Source organism: Flavobacterium tructae, assembly GCF_001853485.1.
Taxonomy (GTDB): domain Bacteria; phylum Bacteroidota; class Bacteroidia; order Flavobacteriales; family Flavobacteriaceae; genus Flavobacterium; species Flavobacterium tructae.
In genome coordinates, this window is sequence record NZ_MIKE01000001.1 from 79151 (window position 1) to 100427 (window position 21277).

The window sequence follows — 21277 nt, forward strand, 5'->3', positions numbered from 1 at the left end:
TTTTTAGCCTAAATTCCTAAACATCTACTAAGATCTATCACAATTTATTTAGATTATATACTTTTTAGTAGCAATATTCCTTAATTTATGCTAAAAACATCAATTTATGTAAATTTAACACTTAACAGAGTTTTAACACTTGAACCCGCGAAAAAGCAAGCCTCTTAAAAAACAACGGACCCTTTTACAGACCCTTTAAAAATTGAATCTTTTATTTTCTTTTTCGCAAATCCAAGCTATTATTTAAAAAAGTTTTTCAGCACTCTTAAAAAAAATCACAATATTTGTGACCTTGAATATAAAAACTCAGAAAATGCTTCAAAAAAACTTCTCAGGATACCTTTTAGAAACCGGAACTGATGAAGCAGGCCGAGGATGTCTGGCTGGTCCGGTAACTGCAGCAGCCGTAATTCTCCCTGCCAATTTTGAAAACCAAATTTTAACCGACAGTAAACAATTGTCTGAAAAAGCACGATTCTTATTAAAACCTATTATAGAAGAGCAGGCCATCAGTTTTGCCGTTACACATTTACTGCCTGATGAAATTGACGAAATAAACATCCTGAATGCTTCGATGAAGGGTATGCAGGAATGCGTTTTAAAGTTAACCACCCTACCTGAATTTATTATTGTTGACGGAAACCGATCCTTGAATGCAAAACTAGGATTAAGGAATACTGTGGGAAAACAATTTTCTACAGCTGAAATCGAATTACTAAAATCAATCCCTAATCAAAGTATCATAAAAGGAGATGCTAAATTTTTAAGTATTGCAGCAGCTTCGGTTCTTGCTAAAACGTATCGCGATGAATACATGGATCAAATTCATGAAGAGTTCCCAATGTATAATTGGAAAAAAAACAAAGGTTATCCCACAACAGAACACCGCGAAGCCATTAAAAAATACGGCACGACAAAATACCATCGAATGTCTTTTAAACTACTTCCTACTCAATTGGAGCTTTTCTAAAAAATAAAATAGCAACAGACCAATTGCTCTCATATAAAATGTAAGGCAGACAATCTGTCACAAAATACAGAACCGAAACAACATTAACCATCACTTTTTCAAAACATTACATTCAAAAAAAAATCGATTAAACGGAGTCTTTTTCTTTGTTAAAATCTCTTTGCTTTGTTATCTTTGATTCTCTAAAAACTAACCAAATGAAAATCAAAGCTTTAACATTACTTCTAATTACATGCATAATCGTAGCCTGTAATTCCAACAAAAAGCAGAATGATGTGACGGATACCACAGATTCTCTTGTAACGCCCCCAGCTACCGAAACCAATTCCGGACCGTCGTCGACTAAAAAATTTGATATCAATTCGATTCCGATTTCAGACAAAAGCCTCGGTGCATTCCCATATTTTAATCTGCCTGACAATTACGAAGACACTTCAAAGAACACTATTGCTGATTATGACGTTGCTTATTTTTGGGTAAAAGATCATTTCGAAAAACCGGAAGGAAAAATTTTCTATTCCAGAATTAAAGCAAAAGAGGGGAAATCTTATAGCGATCTCGAAGTAGCACGAAATTTAGATGAATTGATTAAAAGTGTGGACGGAGTAAAAATCTCTGAAATGAAAGTTCCAGCAGATTCTTCACATACAATTCCAGACAACAATCGGGTAAAATATATGAATGGTTACGGTTTCATGGCAAATGCCATTACCACTACCTATTTGATTCGACGTGCAGACAGAAATATCTGGATTCAGCTTACTCCTTATGACGATGCCGTTTCGGCGGGATGGATGGTTTTGGAGACAAAACCTTTTAAGATTACCGCCTCTCTTATCAAAGCGGATGCCATAAAAAAAGAACTTGATACTAAAGGACACATTGCTTTGTATATTAATTTCGATACCGATAAGGCTACTATAAAAACAGAATCTGCACCTATAATTGATGAGATTCAGAAATTGCTAACGGCTAATCCCAATCTTAAAATTGCTATTGAAGGTCATACAGACAATAGTGGCGACGCAGTCCACAATAAAAAACTTTCAGAACAGAGAGCAAATGCTGTAAAAGCGGCACTAACTTCTAAAGGAATAAACACCTCAAGGCTACAAACAAAAGGCTGGGGCTCTGACAAACCAATTGTTGAGAATACAAGCGAAGAAAATAAAGCAAAAAATCGCAGGGTAGAAATTGTAAAATTATAATACAAATCCCCGATTAGACCCGGGATGAATATTAAACTACGAAAAATGCAGACAATAGATGTTCTTTTGTCTGCATTTGTTCTGTAAACTAAACTCTTAATAATTTTAAAACTGAAATTTATATCCAAAATCAGGAGAGAATCCAATCTGATCCTTCTGATTTACACTATTCGTTAAACGATTATACTCCTTCGTAAAGATATTGGTATGGTTGGTTACATTTTGGAAATCGATATAAAACTGATGAAACCTCTTTTTTGTTTTACTGTTAAATTTAATTCCAAACTTTACATCCAACCTTAAATAAGGATCATACTGTTTGCTAAAGGCATTCGCATCATCCCTAATCTCATAACCCGCATTGTTGGAAGCAGCCAAATCAACCGGCGTGTAATAACGCCCTCCCGCAGTTGTAAATTTGGTATCAATAGAAAAGACATTTTTCTTTGCTTTTCCTATTCTAAATTCTTTCCCCCCTAACAGATTGATGACATATCCATTATTAAAAGGTGAATTACGTTCTACACCGTCGCTCCCTTTATACTTACTTTCAAAAAGCGAAGTAGTAAACAAAGCATAATATCCTTCACTAAAGAATTTTTCAACTGTAAATTCAATCCCCTGATTGTATCCGCTTCCCTTACTTACTAAAGACGTTTTATCAATTGAATAACCAAAATCAGCACCTTCTGTTAAGGTAGAATAACTGCTTGGAAAGGACTGAACCCCTGCCTTACTAATATCCTGATAGTAAATTTCTACTTTCCCTCTCCACTTTCTGGCCAATCGTACATCATAACCCAAAACATAATGCTGACTTTGAACTAAATCGAGATTCTTATTAGTCTGAATCTGATTTCCATTTACCCATTCATTCAGAAATAATATTGGAGCCGCAACGCTTTGATGATGCAATCCATAACCAAAACTAATGGTATTCCTTTGATTTACCGCATAAGCCAAAGCGGCTCTGGGCTCGAAAGCAAACTCTTTGTTTATCGAAAAATACTGTCCGTGTATCCCCGCATTAAATGTTAGTTTTTCGGTCAGACGAAATTGTCCCTGAGCAAAGGGCTGAATAATATTGTAATTCCCATTATTATTTATGAGCTGTACAAAGTCAGGATAACCATCTCCGTTATTGTCCTGTTGCCTGTCACGGGTAGCCATTTTAGCATCGAGCGTATAATTCTCAAAAAGTAAACCTGCTCTGAAAGTTGTTTTTTTATTGATTTTAGAATTGAACAAAGTCGAGAAAGTAACTCTGTTTTCATTGTTACTAATATCCGTAAAAGGCAAACGATTTACTGCGGGCGTACTGAAATTATAATAGCGGAAATTCTCATAAGAGTTGCTCGAATTTGAAAAACCGACAATTGTTTTCAAATATGATTTTGTTCCAATTTCCAAATTATGTTTTAATCCAAAAGAAGCAAATCCCGATTTAACATAGGCATCCTCATCCTGTGCAGCAAAAGGATCTTCCTTATCAATTTTATCTCCTAAAAAATCGATATCCGATGTTCCGTAGATTCCAAAAAGCGAGAAATTACCCATTTTACTTTTTCCTAAATCTACATTAAAACTAATGTCTCTGTAATTAGGCTGTGCATCTGTACCCGCTAAACCTAAAACCCCAACAAAACCGTATCTTGCCGATGCTACAAAGGAACCTCCTTTTTTGCCAAGCGGACCTTCGGCCATAAATTCGACACCCGGATAAGCTCCGGCACTAATCATATACTCATAATCATCGGGATTTCCTTTTCGGAAACTCAGATCAAAAACACCTCCAATTGCATTTCCATACTCCGCCGGAAAAGCAGATGTTAAAAAGTCAGAATTAGCCAGAAGATTTGGATTCAGAGCCGAAATCGGGCCTCCAGTCGTTCCCAATGTCGAAAAATGATTGGGACTCGGAACCGGCATTCCTTCTATTCTCCACAACATTCCCGATGGTGAATTTCCACGTACCACAATATCGTTTCGACTGTCATCTCCGGTAGAAACTCCCGCAAAATTAGAAACCAAACGTGCCACATCGCTCCTTCCTCCTGCATACCGATTGACTTCTTCTGTCGTGAATTGTTTAGTGGATACCAACGCCATTTTATTAATGGGTTTGGCTTTACTTAAACCCGAAGTCACTACAATTTCATCCAGTGTATTAAACTTCTCCATCATCGAAACCGTCAGCAGATTGTCTTTTCCCGTAGTAACATCCAGGTCCGAAACAGAAGTATTTTCATAACCCTCAAAGCTAAAACTCAAACTCTGTCGGCCAACCGGAATATTGGTTAATTTAAAACTACCTTCGGCATCTGAAATGGCATTTTTTTTCTCATCGCCAATTAATACTATCGCAACTCCGATAATTGGTTTTTCAGATTGTTTGTCAATTATTTTTCCTTTTACGGTACCCGTTTGAGCATAGGTAATCCACCCAAAAAGACTTATAATAATCAAGAATATTCTTTTCATTTTTATTTTGCTTTACAGTTATAAAAGCAAAAATAAAGAGCCGAATTTTCTTAAAAATTGACTTGAGTTAAGATTTACTGTTCAATGTAATTCTGGTTCGAATTCGGCTTAAACTTTCGGGTTGGATTCCCAGATAACTGGCAATGTATTTTAACGAAACCCTCTCCACCACTTTGGGACAGTACTTTAAAAATCGTAAATAACGTTCTTCATGCGACAATAAAGACATTGCCATATTTCTGCCGGTTAGACCTTTTATGGTTCTTTCCATCATAATTCGTAAAAAGGAATTGAATACAGGGTATTCAGCAACCAGTTTTTCAAAATCATGTTTGTACGCCAGATACAACACACAATCTTCCAGAGCTTCTATATTGAGCAATGAAGGCTTTCCGTAAAGAAAACTCTCAAAATCAGAATACCAGTCATTTTCAAAGAAGAAGTTTCCGGTAGACTCTACTCCATCAAGCGAGTAATAGTAACGAATACAGCCTTCCGCAATAAAAACTCCGAAATTACAAACCTCTCCTTCGACTAAAAGGTGCTCATTTTTTTTGATTTTCTTTAGCCTTAGTATGTTTTTAAAGGCCATACTTTCCGCTTCATTAAATTGCATAAATCGCGACAGGTCTGTTATTACATTTTGCATGATTGGTTAGTTTTTAGAAAAAAGTGGTTTTATAAATAACTTCAACAATTCCAAAAAATTGCCTTAAACAGCTATAAAACAGAAATATAACAAATTAGACACATAAAACCTTTTCCTGAAACACTTCTTTAATCTGATTGCTCCATCCGGAAACATTCTCGTCAGAAACTCTGTCTGCTTTATCAAAATAAAAATGCTTCTGAATCTCCAGTCCGCAATAATTAAAAATTCCGATATCTGACGTTAGCGCTAATGCTTTATCCATTCCTATTGATTCGTATTCTGCATTTGATTTCCCGTGCGAATTGATTATGATTGCCTTTTTTCCTGTCAATAAACCTTTCTGAATTCCCTGATCGTATCGATAAGCAAATCCATAACTAAAAACACGGTCAATATAACCTTTCATAATCGCGGGCATTCCTGTCCACCAAATTGGGTATATAAAAACAATGCGATCAGCCCATGCGATAAAATCCTGTTCGATCTTAACCTCCCCGGCAATTTCCCCTACTCTCTGACCCTTCATATCTGCCAAAGATAAAACGGGATTAAAGTTGATTGCGTTTAAATCTCTCACGATAACTTCCTGCCCTGATTTTTCAAGATTTTCCGTGATAATTTGTTTGAAAAAGTGATTTAAACTTCCTGTGTTTGGATGTGCGTAAACGATTAAATTTTTCATGTTTTCTGTTTTTTAAGATTGAACATGACAAATGTAAATCCAAGGGCCTCATCACAATTGTAAGAAAACGAAAAGCAGACTTCTAAAACTTCTTTAAACTACAAATATCGCTCTGAAATTTCAAAAATTGGGTTGGAGAAATATTCATGTAATGTTTAAAATCATGTATCAACTGACTCTGATCGTAATAACCGCATTGCTCTACAACAGCAAGCCAGTCTGTTTTGGAATCCCGTAAAATATCTTTCTGAATTACTTCAACGGCTTTTAAAAAACGATCGTATCGACTAATTTCTTTAATTGTATAGCCAAAAAACTTCTTTTGATTCAACTGAACATTTCGCTCTGATTGATTTGTTTCTGATGCGACTGCTTTTATGGGATCTATGTTTTTTTCTCTAAAATCGGTTAAAAGAGAAGTCATGGCATGTTGTTCTCGCAAATAAGGTTTGCAAAATTCTAAAATATGGTCAACACGTTCGTTTGGATCAGAGAGCTCGTTAAGTTCTTCCCATAAAAGGGAAAAACAATTTTCGGCAATCAAAGTATCGGGATCAACAGGTAAAGAATGAGTAAGAAGTGCATTCCCAAAAAATCTATAAAATGCATCTTCTTTAAAATTGGCAACTAAAATCTCCGAATCAGGATTTAAAGTGTATTCAAAAGCTTGTTTTATTGGTCCTAAAACAACACATTTCTGCACTTCAAGAGTTGTATTTTGCTGTGATTTTAAAGAAGCTCCTTCTCCAAAAATAAAAACCAGAATGGTCTGAAAAGTAGGCAATAATGTTTTCGTTACAGGAATATTGCCTTTATTCTCTGCAAAATAAAAATGTGAAAAAACAGTATCGAATGCTGAAGGAACAGCAATTCTATAATTGTTATTTTCTTCAGCATGTATCATACTATTTTATATTTCAAAAGCTCTTTTTTTAAACAAACTCCGCTTCAAACAAATGGGTTAAATGTTTGATGATTTTCGCTTTTACTTCTTCTTCATCAACTTTTTCGACACCAAGCTCTACCTGTAAGGAAGTAACTCCTTTACCACGGATTCCGCATGGGATAATGTTATCAAAGTAGCCCAAATCGACATTTACATTTAAAGCAAATCCATGCATGGTTACCCAGCGTGACGCACGAACACCAAGCGCACAAATTTTTCTGGCAAACGGAGTTCCAACATCTAGCCAGACTCCTGTTTCGCCGTCACTTCGTCCGGACTTTAGACCATATTCTTCTAAAGTGAGGATAATAGATTCTTCCAGAAAACGTAAGTACTTATGAATATCGGTAAAGAAATTCTCCAAATCCAAAATTGGGTACCCTACAATTTGTCCCGGTCCGTGATATGTAATATCACCACCACGATTGATTTTATAGAAGGTAGCTCCTTTGGCCTCAAGCTGTTTTTCGTTCAAGAGTAAATTTTCAAAATCCCCGCTTTTGCCTAATGTGTAGACGTGCGGATGCTCTACAAACAACAAATAATTGGGAGTTTCCAGATCGAGCTCTTCTCTTCTGTTTCTGATTTTTAGGTCGACTATATCTTTGAACAGTTCTTCCTGATATTCCCAGGTCGATTTATAGTCTCTGCTTCCTAAATCCTGAAGTTGGATTTTTTTATTCATCTTAATTATTTTTCAAACTCAACATCAAAGTTAAGTTTGTCAGGATTCTCCATATAATCCGTGAAAGGGTATTGAATTGTAATTGTTTTTCGGTCTTCACTAAACAAAGCAGTCGGATTTGATACTTTTTTAATGCGTTTTGGGAAATGGTATTTTAAAACATAAGTAGAAGATGCAAAAACCATTTTTGACATTTCGGCTGTCGTATCTTTCACTTTCTCGGCTTGTTTTTGTTTGTCGATTGTCGCTTTACGGGTAAATTTCTTTCCGTCGTAATTAAAACTTACTTTACTGTTGTTGTCTCCCAAACCTCCTACAAAGGGTGTTGAAGCATCTGCTCCTCCAACCAGTTTTTGAAGTGTATTCACCGATTGTAATATGTCATGTAAGTCATTTACTTTTTTAAAGTCTTCCGAAAATGTCATCAGAAATTCTTTCTTCTCCTCATTCACTTTAATATTAACCACAAGGTCTTCCAATTTTTTTATTTCACTTTGAACTTCCGGAGATAATTTTGAAATACTTTCCCCTTTATCCGCCAACAGCTGTTTGAAGGTAAAAGTAGAATCCATATTTTTTTTGTTATTCGCTCCCAATTGATCCCCAATCTGATCTCCTGCCATTGCCATTAAAGAAGAACCGTCCATATCTAAAGAAAATTTTCCGGTCCCGTTATCACTTACATAAATATTTTCGGTAAAAGTACAGCTTGCCAGAGTGGCGAATAAAAAAGAAAAACTGAGTAACTTATATAATTTCATCGTGGTTAATTTTTCTCAAAGATACGAAGTTTCGTGGATTGTTTAAATGGTGATTTGTTTAATCGCTTAACTGTTTAATCGTTTTGTTGGATCCTTAGATTCTCAGAACTTCAGAACCTCATAATCTTAGAACCTTAGAAAAGATACAAGTGGATAGCGGGACAAAACTACCTTGAAAACCTGAAAATTACTGCTTCAAAAAATCTAAAATCAGCATTCTGAAATCTACATTCTTTTCTTTATCTTTGCACACTTAAAAAAGAGCACAAAATGGCATTATCAGAACAAGAAATCATCCGAAGAGAAAAACTTCAAAACTTACGCAACTTAGGAATCAATCCTTATCCGGCTAATCTTTTTCCTGTAAATCATACTTCAAAGCAGATAAAGGAATCTTTTGAGGAAGGTAAGAAGGTGATCGTTGCGGGACGTTTGATGAGTGTGAGAGATCAGGGAAAAGCTTGTTTTGCTGAATTGCAGGATAGCGAAGGGCGTATTCAATTGTACGTGAATCGCGATGTTTTGTGCGAAGGTGACGATAAAACGTTATACAATCAGGTTTTTAAAAAATTAACCGATTTAGGAGACTTTATCGGTATCGAAGGAGAATTGTTCACGACTCAGGTTGGAGCGAAATGTATTCGTGTGAGCGGGTTTACTTTTTTGAGTAAAACATTACGTCCGCTTCCTTTACCAAAAGTTGATGAGGACGGAAATGTACACGATGCTTTTAATGATGCTGAATTGCGTTACAGAATGCGTTATGTAGATCTAACGGTGAATCAGCATGTTAAAGAAACGTTTATCAAACGTACCAAGTTGTTTACCGCTATGCGTGGTTATTTTAACGATGCCGGATATCTTGAGGTTGACACACCGGTTTTACAATCGATTCCTGGTGGTGCTTCGGCAAGACCTTTTATCACGCACCATAATTCGCTTGATATTCCGCTTTACATGCGTATTGCAAACGAATTGTATTTAAAAAGATTAATTGTTGGTGGATTTGAAGGTGTTTATGAGTTTTCCAGAAACTTCCGTAATGAAGGAATGGACAGAACACATAATCCTGAGTTTACCGCAATGGAAATATATGTAGCCTACAAGGACTACAACTGGATGATGGAATTTGCAGAAGGCCTGCTGGAACATTGTGCGATTGCCGTAAACGGAACAAGCGAAGTTACTTTTGGTGAGCACAAAATCAACTTTAAAGCGCCTTACGCCCGTGTTACGATGACGGATTCGATCAAACATTTTACCGGTTTTGATATCTCAGGAAAAACAGAAGAAGAACTGTTTGAAGCTGCAAAAGGAATGGGAATCGAAGTTGACAAAACAATGGGGAAAGGAAAACTGATCGATGAAATTTTTGGCGCGAAATGCGAAGGAAATTACATTCAGCCTACTTTCATCACGGATTATCCAAAAGAAATGTCTCCGTTATGTAAAGAACACCGCGACAATCCAGACTTAACCGAACGTTTTGAACTAATGGTTTGTGGTAAAGAAATTGCGAATGCTTACTCAGAATTAAACGACCCAATTGATCAGCGCGAGCGTTTTGAAGACCAAATGCGTCTGGCTGCAAAAGGTGATGATGAAGCAAACGGTATCATCGACGAGGATTTCTTAAGAGCTTTAGAATATGGTATGCCTCCAACATCAGGAATGGGTATTGGAATGGACCGTTTGATTATGTATTTAACCAATAATGCATCAATCCAGGAAGTTTTATTATTCCCGCAAATGCGTCCGGAGAAAAAACAGACTGTGGAATTATCAGACGAAGAGAAATTTATCGTTGATTTATTGAAAGGAAATGAAAACAAAATGGATCTTCAGCAACTAAAAATTACTGCTAATTTAAGCGGTAAAAAATGGGACGCTTCCATGAAAAACTTATCTAAACACGGTTTGACTAAAGTCGCTGTTGAAGGTGAGTTTAAATTTGTAGAGTTGGTAGGATAATTTAAAAAAAAATCAAATTTTGGAAAATCCAAATTCCAAAACTGATTTATAATAATTTAAACCCGACAGGTTTTAAAAATCTGTCGGGTTTACTATTTAATACAATTTGATTAAAACGAATACTTCTCCAACTTCTTCCCATCAATATCCAAAACCTTTGCACTTTCTCTTGTAGCCTCCTCTTTGACAACTTCCTGAACAGATGGATTTGACGGATATTTTCCGTTTTTCAGTTTTAGAAGATGAAATTCCCCTCCACTTACAGCTATTAGATTATAAAATTTTTCAGATACTGAAGTGGTTACATAAATTGGAAAATCAGTTACTGTAAAAGAATTAATCAGACTTCCGTCATTATTTAAAATGTATCCTGAGCAGCCACCACTTCCACAAAAATAGGAATTAGAAAAACCTACAAAATACTCCTCTTTCTGATCATTATTTAAATCAAATGCATCATAATAAAAAAACCTATCCTCTTTTGTCAAAGCCGGTAAATCCTTTTTTAGCAAAACCAGAAGCTGCTTTCTGATTAACTCTACCGTTTTATCGTCTTTTACAGGAACATCACTTACATCCGCAGTTCCGACTGCTGTTTTTGTTATAGTATCGGTTGCAATGGCTTCGACCACATTTTCTTTTTCCGTTTTTTCTTTATTCTGGCACGAAATCATTCCTAAAATTACAAATGCCATTAAAATTTTTCTTTTCATGTTTTCTCTTTTTTAAATTTTTACGATTCCGTTTGAAAACCTGTTGGGTTTGTGATTCCATTTAAACTAACAAGGCAGTTTTATTTTCAATATCATTCTCTGTCAATAAAGACTCTATATTGTTAAAGGTAACCAAAGCGATCTGTGTTAGGGCTTCATTGGTAAAAAACGCCTGATGTGCGGTCACCAAAACATTTGGAAAACTCATCAAACGCTGAATCGCATCGTCCTGAATAATATCAGCCGAAAGATCTCTAAAGAATAGTTTTTCTTCCTGTTCGTAAACATCAATCCCTAAATAGCCTATTTTACCTTCTTTCAAACCTTCTATAACAGCCGCTGTTTCAATCAAAGCTCCACGGCTGGTATTGATGATCATCACACTGTCTTTCATTAAAACAATAGACTCCTTGTTAACAACATGTTTCGTCTGATCGTTTAAAGGACAATGTAAGGAGATAATATCACTGGATTTGAAAATCTCGTCCAACGAAACAAACCGAACACCGTCTTTTTCCATTTCTGCGCTTGTTACGATATCATACGCAAGAACTTTACAGCCAAATCCTATCGCAATCTTTGCAAAAGCTTTTCCAATGTTTCCCGTTCCGATGATTCCGATGGTCTTCCCAAACAAATCAAATCCTAGTAAACCGTTTAGTGAAAAATTTTGTTCCCTCACTCTATTGTAAGCTTTATGCGTTTTTCTGTTCAGTGTTAAAATCATTGCCATTGCATGCTCTGCAACAGCCTGAGGCGAATAAGCCGGAACGCGGCAAACTTTCAAATTGTACTTTTTAGCAGCATCCAAATCAACATTATTAAAACCCGCACAACGCAAAGCAATAATTTTCACTCCTTTTTCTGCCAATTGCTTCAATACAGCCTCGTTGACAATATCATTCACAAAAACACAAACAATCAATGCTTTTTCAATCAATGCAGCCGTTTGAGGATTCAATTGTGTTTCAAAGAAATCCAATTCAAAACCAAACGAATCATTGTATTTATTAAAGAAGGTTTTGTCGTAAGGTTGTGTTGAAAAAAAAGCTATTTTATATGTATTTACTGTATCCTTTAAACTCATCTTGATTACAATTTTTGAGATTTTTAACTTCCTGTTCTACTAAATTAAACAATTCTTCTGAAGTAACTTCTGATCCTGAAAAATCAACTTACTTTAAATATTCTTTTCCATGTGCAACAACCAATCCGTCTTTTGGGCAAAGACCCGAAACATCATAACCTAAACTTTTAAGAATCTCTAAACCATCTATAACTGCTACTTTATTGCCACCATTCCATCCCTTTTTCAATCCGTATAAAATGCATTCTCTGATATATTTTGGCCGGTTTAAATTAACGGTTTCGGTTTCTTTATCTGATACTCTGGTTAACACTACTCCAGTATTTAAAGGGTTTCCAGCATACAAATCTTCCCATGTAACAAAACTGATTTTCAATGGAGTTTGTTTATGTCCTTCCAGGAATATCGTTATTTCAAATGTTGCCGCTTCTGTATCAAGTGCATATTTAGTAACGCTTTTGTACCAATAAACATTCTCTTCAACTGTAATTTTTCTTAATCCCATACGTGTAAAATGTTACCCTTTGAAAAACCAAACGATCTCTTCGTCTCTCTTTTTTAGCCAAAAAATCCTTCCTGCTTGTTATCCTCTAAACTTCAAATGATCGGTACTAAACAATAATCCGATTCCACTGTAAGGATCTCTCTTTAAATCATAAAAATTATTCACTCCCTTCATCTCTTTGTACAAATCAGAAATGATCGAAGCGGGTTGAAATCCGTCTATGGTATGATTGATAATCGTATCTGCCAAACAGGTCAACTCTTTTGTACTATTTGTGACGCCCAGATTATTTCCGGTTTCCCAATCCCAGACAATCCACTCCCAATTGTGCTTTTTATGCATACAATCCATCCATAAATAAGACAGATTTTTAATTTTGATCTTCCCTAGTTCATTGTTTTTCCAATATTCGACACTTTCAACAATGGCGTTTACTGCTACATCTGTATTATCGTAAACAAAATCGGTTTTTGAAAGCTGAATAATCTTTATAGCATCTGCTATGCGGCTGGCAATCGTTTTCAGCTCTTTTTCGTTCGGATTTCTTAAAAAAGCAAATTCAATATCCTGTCGTTCGAAAGCGACTCCTTTTGTCTTAGTCAACATTTCAGACGGAATACCTTCGAGATTGGAATTTTCATCCACAAAACTTTCTTTGGGATCAAACGAAAAATTCTCGTCCTGATAAAAACCTGTTGTATACCTTCCTTCGATTTCTTTCAATAATTTATATTGCTCGAAATACAAATCTTCTCTTGCCTCATCTTCACTTTTAAACCTGCTAAAATAATCGGGCTGCAACAGCCAATACAAACAAAGAACTGTTCCCTTATCAAGTGTTTTTTGTTTGATAATCCACTCAAAAGGTTCGATCCCATCATCATAATTCCAGTTTTGAACAAACTGATGCCACTCTGCAGCAGTTAACTTCTGATAGGACATCTCTCCGTTTACCGCTTTTAAAACCCGGTTTTTATTTTTTTTACTAAATAATTCTTCCATTTTTTGATTCTGATGATAAGTGTCTCTTCTTTCTATTATGAAAACAAATTTAATTAACCTTTTCTTATAAAAACATGATAAAAAACATAGACTGACAAAACCATTATTAAAACACTAAAGGTCAAGCCGTAAACCTTTTTCACTGCTAGTTTTGTTAAATAAACTATAATTACGACAAGCTCGTTAAACCTCTTTCATCCGATAAAGTCTAAATGCTATAAACAATTAAAAAACGTACCTCATGAAAAAATTAATTATTGCAGCTTTCCTATTCGTTGGAATAGCGAGTTTTGCACAAGAAGCGGATCAGACTGTTCAACCACAAAGAGAGCGACTAACTCCGGAACAACGCAATGACAGACAGTTAAAAAAACTTACTTCTGAACTAAATTTAGATGCCAATCAGCAAACTCAGATAAAACAGCTTCTGGCTGACAGAAGCGCTAACGCTGAAAAGTTTAGAGAAGACCGTAAAAACAGAAAAGACAATGGTACAAAGCCAACAACAGAAGAAAAGGCTGCTTTTAAAAAACAAATAATGGATGAAAAAACGGCTAACGATACCAAAATGAAATCGATTCTAAATGCCGACCAATACAAAAAATGGACAGCTTTACAAGACGAAAAAAAAGAAAAAGCAAAAGAGAAAGTGAGAGAATACAAAAAAGCAAATAACTAATATCATTCATAAAAAAAAGAGGCCCAAAAGCCTCTTTTTTTGCAAGTTTTTATTTCGGATTAAGAATTAAATCAATTCTCTTAATGCAATCCTCGTAATGGTATTTGGTTTCTGCATTTACCGGTCTTGCTTTTGCTGCTAAAAGTGTACTTCTTAATGCATTCAATTCTCCACGAACCAGGGCTCTGACATCAGATTGTCCCACATTATAATACACCGTTGATCTGTCAGATGGCTTTATTTCTTCTATCATTAAGGCTCCCATTCGATCAATATAGCCGCGTTGCAGGTTTCTTCTGTAAATCGTAACATTTCCTGGTGTTGCGGCTTCTTTCCAGATTCCTTTTCGTGTATCTCTTAATAAATCCAGTGCTTTGTAAGTGTCCCCTCCAAGAACTTCATTATCTACCAATCTACCGATACGTCCAATACTAAGCAAACTATTCAACTGTCTTACCTGTAAGCTTCTGAATTTCTCTGCATAACCTGCAAAATCCGTATTCTTTAAAGTTGTCACATTTACGATCCATGTTGGTGATGCAAAAGCATTAGCCTGAAGCCAGTTCATTGCTTCAATTTGTTTCGCTTTCGGTACTACTTCATAAACACTTCCTGCCTGATTTGGATTTTTAGTATTTTCATAAACTCCGCCAACATTCGTCACCACATGACCTACATATCGGCTCCAAACGTCCAGCATTTCTTTAAACAGTTCGTCCAGATCTTCATAATTATTGGTCACGTTACTCGTCCATTCGTTTAAATGGGCTGCCACATATTCCAGGTTTTTAAGTCCATATGTACTCGCTTTCATTGAGTTATTTCCAATATCTTCGGTTTGCGAAGTAGGGTCAAAAGCACTACTTTGTTTTCCAAATTTATACAAAGGATTTCCGGCTTTGTCCAAAATCCATTTGTCCAGAGTTGCTATTTCATCCTGAGGAGATTTTGCATTTGGAATTACTCTGTATCCCCAGTTTAAAGCATAGTGGTCGTAAGCCCCCATTTTACGAATAAAACGAATATTTTTATCTCCCGGCTGCGCGATATAATTGTATCTCGCATAGTCCATTATACTGGCAGAAATTCCGTTTTGCTGGGTAAAATCACCATTTCGGTAACTTTCTACGTCATAGGCACAGCTTGCGCCCATATTATGCGGAAAACCTAAAGCATGACCCACTTCGTGAGCAATTACCATACGCATCATCTCTCCCATTTCTTCGTCGCCGGTTTGTAAAGTTCTGGCTGATGGGTTTGCTGCTCCGGTTTCTAGTAAATATCGGTTTCTGTACGAACGTAAATGATTGTGGTACCAAATCACATCACTTTCGATTATTTCACCGCTTCTTGGATCTGAAACACTCGGACCAACTGCATTTCGTGTGGTACTTGCAACATAACGAACAACAGAATATCGAACATCTTCCGGACTAAAATCAGGATCTTCTTCTTTTGTCGGAGCATCTTTTGCGATAATTGCATTCTTAAATCCTGCTGTTTCAAAAGGCTTCTGCCATTCTTCTATTCCTTGTTTGATATACTTGCGCAGTTTTTCAGGAGTCGCAGGATCCAAATAGTAAACGATAGGTTTTACCGGCTCAACTAGTTCTCCCCTTGCATAGGCTTCAGGATCTTTTGGTTCCAATCTCCAACGACGAATATAGGTTTTAAGATCAGACTTTAATTCATTACTGCCATAATCGTACTGACTTACAGTAAACCAACCAACTCTTGGATCTGCCAACCTGGGTTTCATTGGCACTTCAGGCAATAAAATCATCGACTGGTTCATCTGAATACTAATCGATTCTGTATCTTCCAGCATCGATGGCTTTGAAGCATTATAGGTCATATCCTGAATGACCTCGATATTCATCGGAAAACTCTTGATGGTGTTAATAAAACTTCTCGAATCATCAAGTCCTTTTACTTTATACGCTTCACGCATTTCTGCCGATATTCCGCTGATAGCCTTAACATCTGTACTGTAAAATTTGGTAACATCCACAACAGTGTTGGCCGAATCTTTACTAAAAGCTACAATATCAAAAGCAAACAAAGTAGGTTCGTAGTTATTAGCTTTTACCGAAATACTGATTGGCAAGGTATCATTGGCTACTGCATTGTATGATTTTGACTTGATGAGAATTTTATCCTGAAAACGCTGCCAAACAATTAGTTGCTCATTAGTTTCTGATCCTGCATTTACATAACCGCCACCCAAATTAGAAGGCAATTTGGATAACCTGCTCACTAAAAGCATGTCTTTGTTCAGGTATTTATTCGGAATCTCGAAATAGTATTTTTTATCGACTTTATGCACTTTAAAAAGTCCGTCATCAGAAATAGCGTCTTTGGTGATTACCTTGCTGTAGTCTTTAATTGCTGATTCCGGTTTTTTCTCCGGCGGGGCAGCTGCCGATTCGTCTTTTTTAGATTTTTTCTTATTTGATTGTGCAAATTGAGAGGTGGGAAATAGCACAAATGCCGCTATTGTAGTTAAAATGAGAAATTTCTTCATTTACTGCAGGTTTAATGGTTATTTAATAAACAAAAATAATTTTTATCCTGAATATACGACGGAAAACCTTTTTATTAACTTTTCATTAACTACTTTGTGATTTTAATGTTTAAGCTGCAAAACGAGGTCAAATATTGTAAATGTATTCTGTAAAATGTGAAATACGGCCGAAAACTGCGACTGAAAACTACAGTAAAAAAAAAGACCCAGCTTTACTAAAAAAACTGAGCCTTCGATTGAAAAAAAATATATACTTTAATTTCTAAGATTTAAAAAGTCTTCGAAACTTTATCGATCGCATTGATTGTAAAATCCAGGTCTTCATAAGTTAACGCATCGGTAATAAACCAGGTTTCATAAGCCGATGGGGCAATATAAACACCTTCCTGTAACAAGCCGTGGAAGAATTTCTTAAACGTTTCATTATCACCTTTCGCAGCAGTTTGAAAATCAACAACCGGATTTGCATCAAAGTGAACAGAAATCATCGATCCTACTCTATTGATTGTAAAAACAACATTATTGGCTTTTAAAACCCTGTCGATTCCAGCTTCTAAATAAGCTGTTTTTTCTTCTAAACGAGTAAAGATTGCCGGATCATTATTTAGTGCCTGTAACATTGCCAAACCTGCAGCCATTGCCAGAGGATTACCTGATAATGTTCCTGCCTGATATACCGGACCAAGCGGTGCCAAATAATTCATGATTTCTTCACGGGCTGCAAAAGCACCTACGGGTAAGCCTCCACCAATTACTTTTCCGAAAGTTACAATATCGGCATTGATGCTGTACAATTCCTGAACTCCTCCGCGAGCCAGACGGAAGCCTGTCATTACCTCATCAAAAATCAGTAAAATTCCGTTTGCCGTACACAATTCTCTTAAGCCTTCCAGAAAACCTTTTTGTGGTGGGATACATCCCATATTTCCGGCAACAGCTTCGATAATAATAGCAGCGATTTCGCCTTTATTAGCTTCGATTAAAGTTTTTACATTCTCTAAATCATTGTATTTTGCCAATAAAGTATCTTTTGCAGTTCCTTCCGTAACTCCGGGGCTGTTTGGTGATCCGAATGTCACGGCACCACTTCCCGCCTGAATCAAAAATGAATCAGAATGTCCGTGGTAACAGCCTGCAAATTTTATGATTTTATCTCTTTTTGTAAATCCGCGAGCCAAACGAATAGCACTCATACAAGCCTCTGTACCTGAATTTACAAATCTTATTTTATCAATATTCGGAACCATAGAAACCGCTAAAGCAGCAATCTCCGTTTCTAATTCCGTTGGCATACCAAATGAAGTTCCCAGTTTTGCTTTTTCGATTACCGCATCCACAACTGGCTGAAAAGCATGCCCTAAGACCATTGGGCCCCATGAATTGATATAATCGATTAATTTATTTCCGTCTTCGTCATACAAATAAGCACCCTTGGCACTCTTTACAAAAATTGGAGTTCCACCAACCGCTTTAAATGCTCTTACCGGTGAATTTACTCCTCCCGGAATTACTTTTTCTGCTTCAGCAAAAAGCTGACTACTTCTTTTATAAATCATTATGATTTTAGATTTTAGATTTCTGAATTTAGATTTTAGATTTTAACGAATTCGAACCAAAACTGAAAACTGTTACTGAGACGGAACACTATTTCACTCTCAACTTCTGTCCGATCGAAATCGCGTTATCCGAAAGATTATTTTTTTGTTTTAAATCATCAACCAATACATTGAATTTTTTTGAAATCGAATACAAGGTATCTCCTTTCTGCACTTCATATAGATTTGGATCGTTCGAATTAGAAGATAAAGGAGCGGTAGAAGAAACGGAAGAACTTCTTACCGGAGTTGATTTTTCAAAAGGTTTATAGCTTTTTCCGGTAACCTGACAATCGTATTGATGCAAATTGTATCGTTCGATATAGCTAATTAATTTGTCCGGATAGTTAGGATCTGTAGCATAACCTGCAGCCCTTAATCCTTTTGCCCATGCTTTATAGTCGTCTTTTTCGTAAGTAAATAAAGTCGCATATCTATTTTTGCCAACCAAAAATAAAGCATGATCTCTATAAGATTCTGCAGCTTCTGTATATTTTCGGAAACATTCCTGAGCAGAATCATCATCATGACGAACACTTTCTCCCAGCCAGTCTTTATGGCACTTAATTCCAAAATGATTATTGGCCTCCAGGGCTAAATCTCCTTTTCCTGCACCGGATTCTAAAATTCCCTGAGCCAGAATGATACTTGCAGGAATGCCATATTTCTGCATATTGCCTATTGCAATATCTTTGTACTGTAAAATATAATTATTGATTAAATCGCTGGTTACAACTGTTTTTGAAGTAGACTGAATAACCTCAGTTGTATTATTTGTAGAAGGGTATTTTTTGCCAATTGGTTTGGTGTAAGTTGGCTTTTTAGTTGTTGCTACTCTGGGCCTCTGGACCGCCGCCGCTTTTTTGGTCGTCGCGATAGTAGGTTTACTTGAGGAGCAGCCCACTATAGTTGCCAGAATTAAAAGTGCTAATATTTTTTTAACCATTGCTTTTAAGTATTGGTAATTTTTTCCGCTTCAATTTAATATTCATCCCTTCAATTCCCTGCAATCCGCCGGTGTGAATGAGTAAAATTCTTGAATGTTCAGGAAAGTAATTTTTATGTATTAAGTCTATAACGCCAAAAACCATCTTTCCCGTATAAATTGGATCTAAAGGCACTTTAGTTTCTTCAAAAAAAGTATTGATAAATTCAATTAATTCCAAATTTACCTTCCCATAACCTCCAAAATGATAGTCAGAAATTAAATCCCAGTTATCTTTCTTTGCAAAAATACGAATTTCATCGGTTAAAAAGTCACCTTTTAACGCCGGAAATCCTAAAATTTTCTGATTTGGCAACGCACTATTAATCAATCCCGATATCGTTCCGCCCGTTCCTACCGCACAACAAACAAAATCAAAAAAGGCATCTTCTTCGGTTAAAATCTCTTCACATCCTTTTACAGCCAGTTCATTTGTCCCGCCTTCGGGTACTAAATAGAAATCACCAAATTTATCTTTAAGTTTTTCTATAAAGGAATCTTCATTTTTATCCCGGTACTCCTCTCGCGTCACAAACTCAAACTGCATTCCGTTTTCCTGAGCAAATTTTAATGTCGGATTTTCTTCTATTTTATCAAAAAGTTCCTCCCCTCTAATCACTCCAATTGTTCTAAAACCCTGTTCTTTCCCGGCATAAGCAACTGCTGCAATATGATTGGAAAAAGCTCCGCCAAAAGTCAACAGAGTCTCTTGATGTTCTGCTTTTGCCTGAAGCAAATTGTATTTCAATTTCCTGAATTTATTTCCTGAAACAAACGGATGAATTAAATCTTCCCGTTTTATAGTCAGCGTAATACCCTTTGGAAAAGCGATTTGGATTTCCTGATTCAAAATCTAATGGTGTTTTAAGGTTAAGTAATTCAAAAAGCCAAAAAAAGATCGGCTTTTCAAATAATTAAGATGAGTTTCATTGGCGTAAGCTTCTCTCTCAAAGCTTATATTCCGATAGGCCAGCTCTTTATCTTTGTATTGTATCAGCCGAATTGCATATTCAAAAACATACAAAATATAAAACGGAAGAATCAATAATTCCAATTGCTGCCGAAGATGAATTTTTTCATGATTGACAAAAACAGCATTTGCCTTATCTGCATCATATTTTAAAATCACAAACGGAAACACAGCCATTCCCCGATACCCTTTTGGAATTAAATATTTAGCAACAATCAGAAACATTAGCTGTAAAATTTATAAATTTGTAGATGAAAATTGTTCAATTTCATTAAAGTCACAATCTATTAATTATTTTTGATTTTAAAAAATGAGGAACACGAACGCAATGCAGATTTATGAAGGAGCAAAGTAATGAAAATAAATTAATCGAAGGGGAAGATTTTTACTATACCCCCGAAGGTTATAAATGCTTTACTGAAAAACACCATTTAAAACGTGGTTATTGCTGTAAAAGCGGCTGTCGTCATTGTCCGTATGGATTTGACAAACGAACAGGGGAAATAAGAAAAAAGTAGCTTGTTAGAATGTTAGACTTCTTAGATTATTAGATTTTTTTTCATCTGAGTAAGCTAACTTCAAACAATCTTTCAAAGTAACAATTGTAAAATTACATAATCACGACTTCAGTATTTATACAAAAATCGAAGAAGTCTAACGATCTAAAATCTAAAAATCTATTTATGGATATTCTGTTTCGAAAATTTAGGATTACCATCCACAAATCCTATCACAGGTCGGATATCCGTTATCCTTAGTTATTTTTTAATTAGAAAATGTGACAATTTGAAAATGAGATAATTATTTTATTTCTTTAATTGTCATGTCGCTCCGATGGAGCTTATAGCCTATTTAATAAAT

The 21277-nt window shown here is 35.9% G+C and carries 20 protein-coding genes; 5 read left to right on the plus strand and 15 right to left on the minus strand.

What is annotated here, in order from left to right; all coding sequences use genetic code 11:
• Positions 1-313: 313 nt before the first annotated feature.
• Positions 314-970, plus strand: a complete 657-nt coding sequence (locus BHE19_RS00315; protein ID WP_070905504.1) for a ribonuclease HII — start codon at positions 314-316, stop codon at positions 968-970.
• Between the two features lie 197 nt (positions 971-1167).
• Positions 1168-2178: an OmpA family protein gene (locus BHE19_RS00320; RefSeq protein ID WP_070905505.1), complete on the plus strand. Its 1011-nt coding sequence runs from the start codon at positions 1168-1170 to the stop codon at positions 2176-2178.
• A gap of 105 nt (positions 2179-2283) precedes the next feature.
• Here the strand turns inward: BHE19_RS00320 and BHE19_RS00325 are convergent, their stop codons facing one another.
• The 6 genes from BHE19_RS00325 to BHE19_RS00350 form a co-directional block, all read right to left on the minus strand.
• The gene (locus tag BHE19_RS00325) at positions 2284-4659 is read right to left on the minus strand and encodes a TonB-dependent receptor (RefSeq protein ID WP_070905506.1); all 2376 of its coding nucleotides are present in this window, start codon (positions 4657-4659) and stop codon (positions 2284-2286) included.
• Positions 4660-4726: 67 nt separating this feature from the next.
• Positions 4727-5308 (minus strand): Crp/Fnr family transcriptional regulator, encoded by a 582-nt coding sequence (locus BHE19_RS00330; protein WP_070905507.1) that lies wholly within the window; start codon positions 5306-5308, stop codon positions 4727-4729.
• 94 nt (positions 5309-5402) lie between these two features.
• The gene (locus BHE19_RS00335) at positions 5403-5993 is read right to left on the minus strand and encodes an NAD(P)H-dependent oxidoreductase (RefSeq protein ID WP_070905508.1); all 591 of its coding nucleotides are present in this window, start codon (positions 5991-5993) and stop codon (positions 5403-5405) included.
• An 82-nt stretch (positions 5994-6075) separates the two neighbouring features.
• A complete protein-coding gene (locus tag BHE19_RS00340) occupies positions 6076-6897 on the minus strand; it encodes a helix-turn-helix domain-containing protein (protein WP_070905509.1) in 822 nt (273 codons plus the stop codon).
• Between the two features lie 28 nt (positions 6898-6925).
• Positions 6926-7624, minus strand: a complete 699-nt coding sequence (gene lipB / locus BHE19_RS00345) for a lipoyl(octanoyl) transferase LipB (RefSeq protein WP_017496704.1) — start codon at positions 7622-7624, stop codon at positions 6926-6928.
• Between the two features lie 5 nt (positions 7625-7629).
• Positions 7630-8385, minus strand: coding sequence for a hypothetical protein (locus BHE19_RS00350; RefSeq protein WP_070905510.1), 756 nt, complete (start codon positions 8383-8385; stop codon positions 7630-7632).
• Positions 8386-8655: 270 nt separating this feature from the next.
• On the opposite strand from BHE19_RS00350, the gene lysS reads away from it, so the two are divergent.
• On the plus strand, positions 8656-10356 hold the full coding sequence (lysS, locus tag BHE19_RS00355) for a lysine--tRNA ligase (RefSeq protein WP_070905511.1): 1701 nt from the start codon (positions 8656-8658) through the stop codon (positions 10354-10356).
• 110 nt (positions 10357-10466) lie between these two features.
• Here lysS and BHE19_RS00360 read toward each other — a convergent pair whose 3' ends face one another.
• The 4 genes from BHE19_RS00360 to BHE19_RS00375 all read right to left on the minus strand — a co-directional run bounded on the left by BHE19_RS00360 (position 10467) and on the right by BHE19_RS00375 (position 13663).
• A complete protein-coding gene (locus BHE19_RS00360; protein ID WP_070905512.1) occupies positions 10467-11069 on the minus strand; it encodes a hypothetical protein in 603 nt (200 codons plus the stop codon).
• A gap of 61 nt (positions 11070-11130) precedes the next feature.
• The gene (locus BHE19_RS00365; RefSeq protein ID WP_070905513.1) at positions 11131-12156 is read right to left on the minus strand and encodes a 2-hydroxyacid dehydrogenase; all 1026 of its coding nucleotides are present in this window, start codon (positions 12154-12156) and stop codon (positions 11131-11133) included.
• An 88-nt stretch (positions 12157-12244) separates the two neighbouring features.
• The gene (locus tag BHE19_RS00370; protein WP_083342424.1) at positions 12245-12661 is read right to left on the minus strand and encodes a hypothetical protein; all 417 of its coding nucleotides are present in this window, start codon (positions 12659-12661) and stop codon (positions 12245-12247) included.
• Between the two features lie 78 nt (positions 12662-12739).
• Complete coding sequence (locus tag BHE19_RS00375; RefSeq protein WP_070905514.1) at positions 12740-13663, minus strand: DUF4274 domain-containing protein; 924 nt, start codon at positions 13661-13663, stop codon at positions 12740-12742.
• Positions 13664-13904: 241 nt separating this feature from the next.
• Here BHE19_RS00375 and BHE19_RS00380 point away from each other — a divergent pair, with 241 nt between their 5' ends.
• The gene (locus BHE19_RS00380; protein WP_070905515.1) at positions 13905-14342 is read left to right on the plus strand and encodes a hypothetical protein; all 438 of its coding nucleotides are present in this window, start codon (positions 13905-13907) and stop codon (positions 14340-14342) included.
• A 49-nt stretch (positions 14343-14391) separates the two neighbouring features.
• On the opposite strand, the gene BHE19_RS00385 is transcribed toward BHE19_RS00380, so the two are convergent.
• The 5 genes from BHE19_RS00385 to BHE19_RS00405 form a co-directional block, all read right to left on the minus strand.
• On the minus strand, positions 14392-16866 hold the full coding sequence (locus BHE19_RS00385; RefSeq protein ID WP_070905516.1) for a zinc-dependent metalloprotease: 2475 nt from the start codon (positions 16864-16866) through the stop codon (positions 14392-14394).
• 269 nt (positions 16867-17135) lie between these two features.
• Positions 17136-18422, minus strand: coding sequence for a glutamate-1-semialdehyde 2,1-aminomutase (gene hemL / locus BHE19_RS00390; protein ID WP_070905517.1), 1287 nt, complete (start codon positions 18420-18422; stop codon positions 17136-17138).
• An 88-nt stretch (positions 18423-18510) separates the two neighbouring features.
• Positions 18511-19407 carry a glucosaminidase domain-containing protein gene (locus BHE19_RS00395; protein ID WP_070905518.1) on the minus strand — a complete coding sequence of 299 codons (897 nt, stop codon included), beginning with the start codon at positions 19405-19407 and terminating at the stop codon, positions 18511-18513.
• Positions 19400-20296 carry a 1-aminocyclopropane-1-carboxylate deaminase/D-cysteine desulfhydrase gene (locus tag BHE19_RS00400; protein WP_070905519.1) on the minus strand — a complete coding sequence of 299 codons (897 nt, stop codon included), beginning with the start codon at positions 20294-20296 and terminating at the stop codon, positions 19400-19402. The genes BHE19_RS00395 and BHE19_RS00400 overlap by 8 nt, the downstream gene beginning before the upstream one ends.
• Positions 20297-20299: 3 nt before the next feature.
• Positions 20300-20641, minus strand: coding sequence for a hypothetical protein (locus BHE19_RS00405; protein ID WP_070905520.1), 342 nt, complete (start codon positions 20639-20641; stop codon positions 20300-20302).
• Between the two features lie 113 nt (positions 20642-20754).
• Here BHE19_RS00405 and BHE19_RS00410 point away from each other — a divergent pair, with 113 nt between their 5' ends.
• Complete coding sequence (locus BHE19_RS00410) at positions 20755-20934, plus strand: DUF5522 domain-containing protein (RefSeq protein ID WP_066032608.1); 180 nt, start codon at positions 20755-20757, stop codon at positions 20932-20934.
• Positions 20935-21277 lie beyond the last annotated feature (343 nt).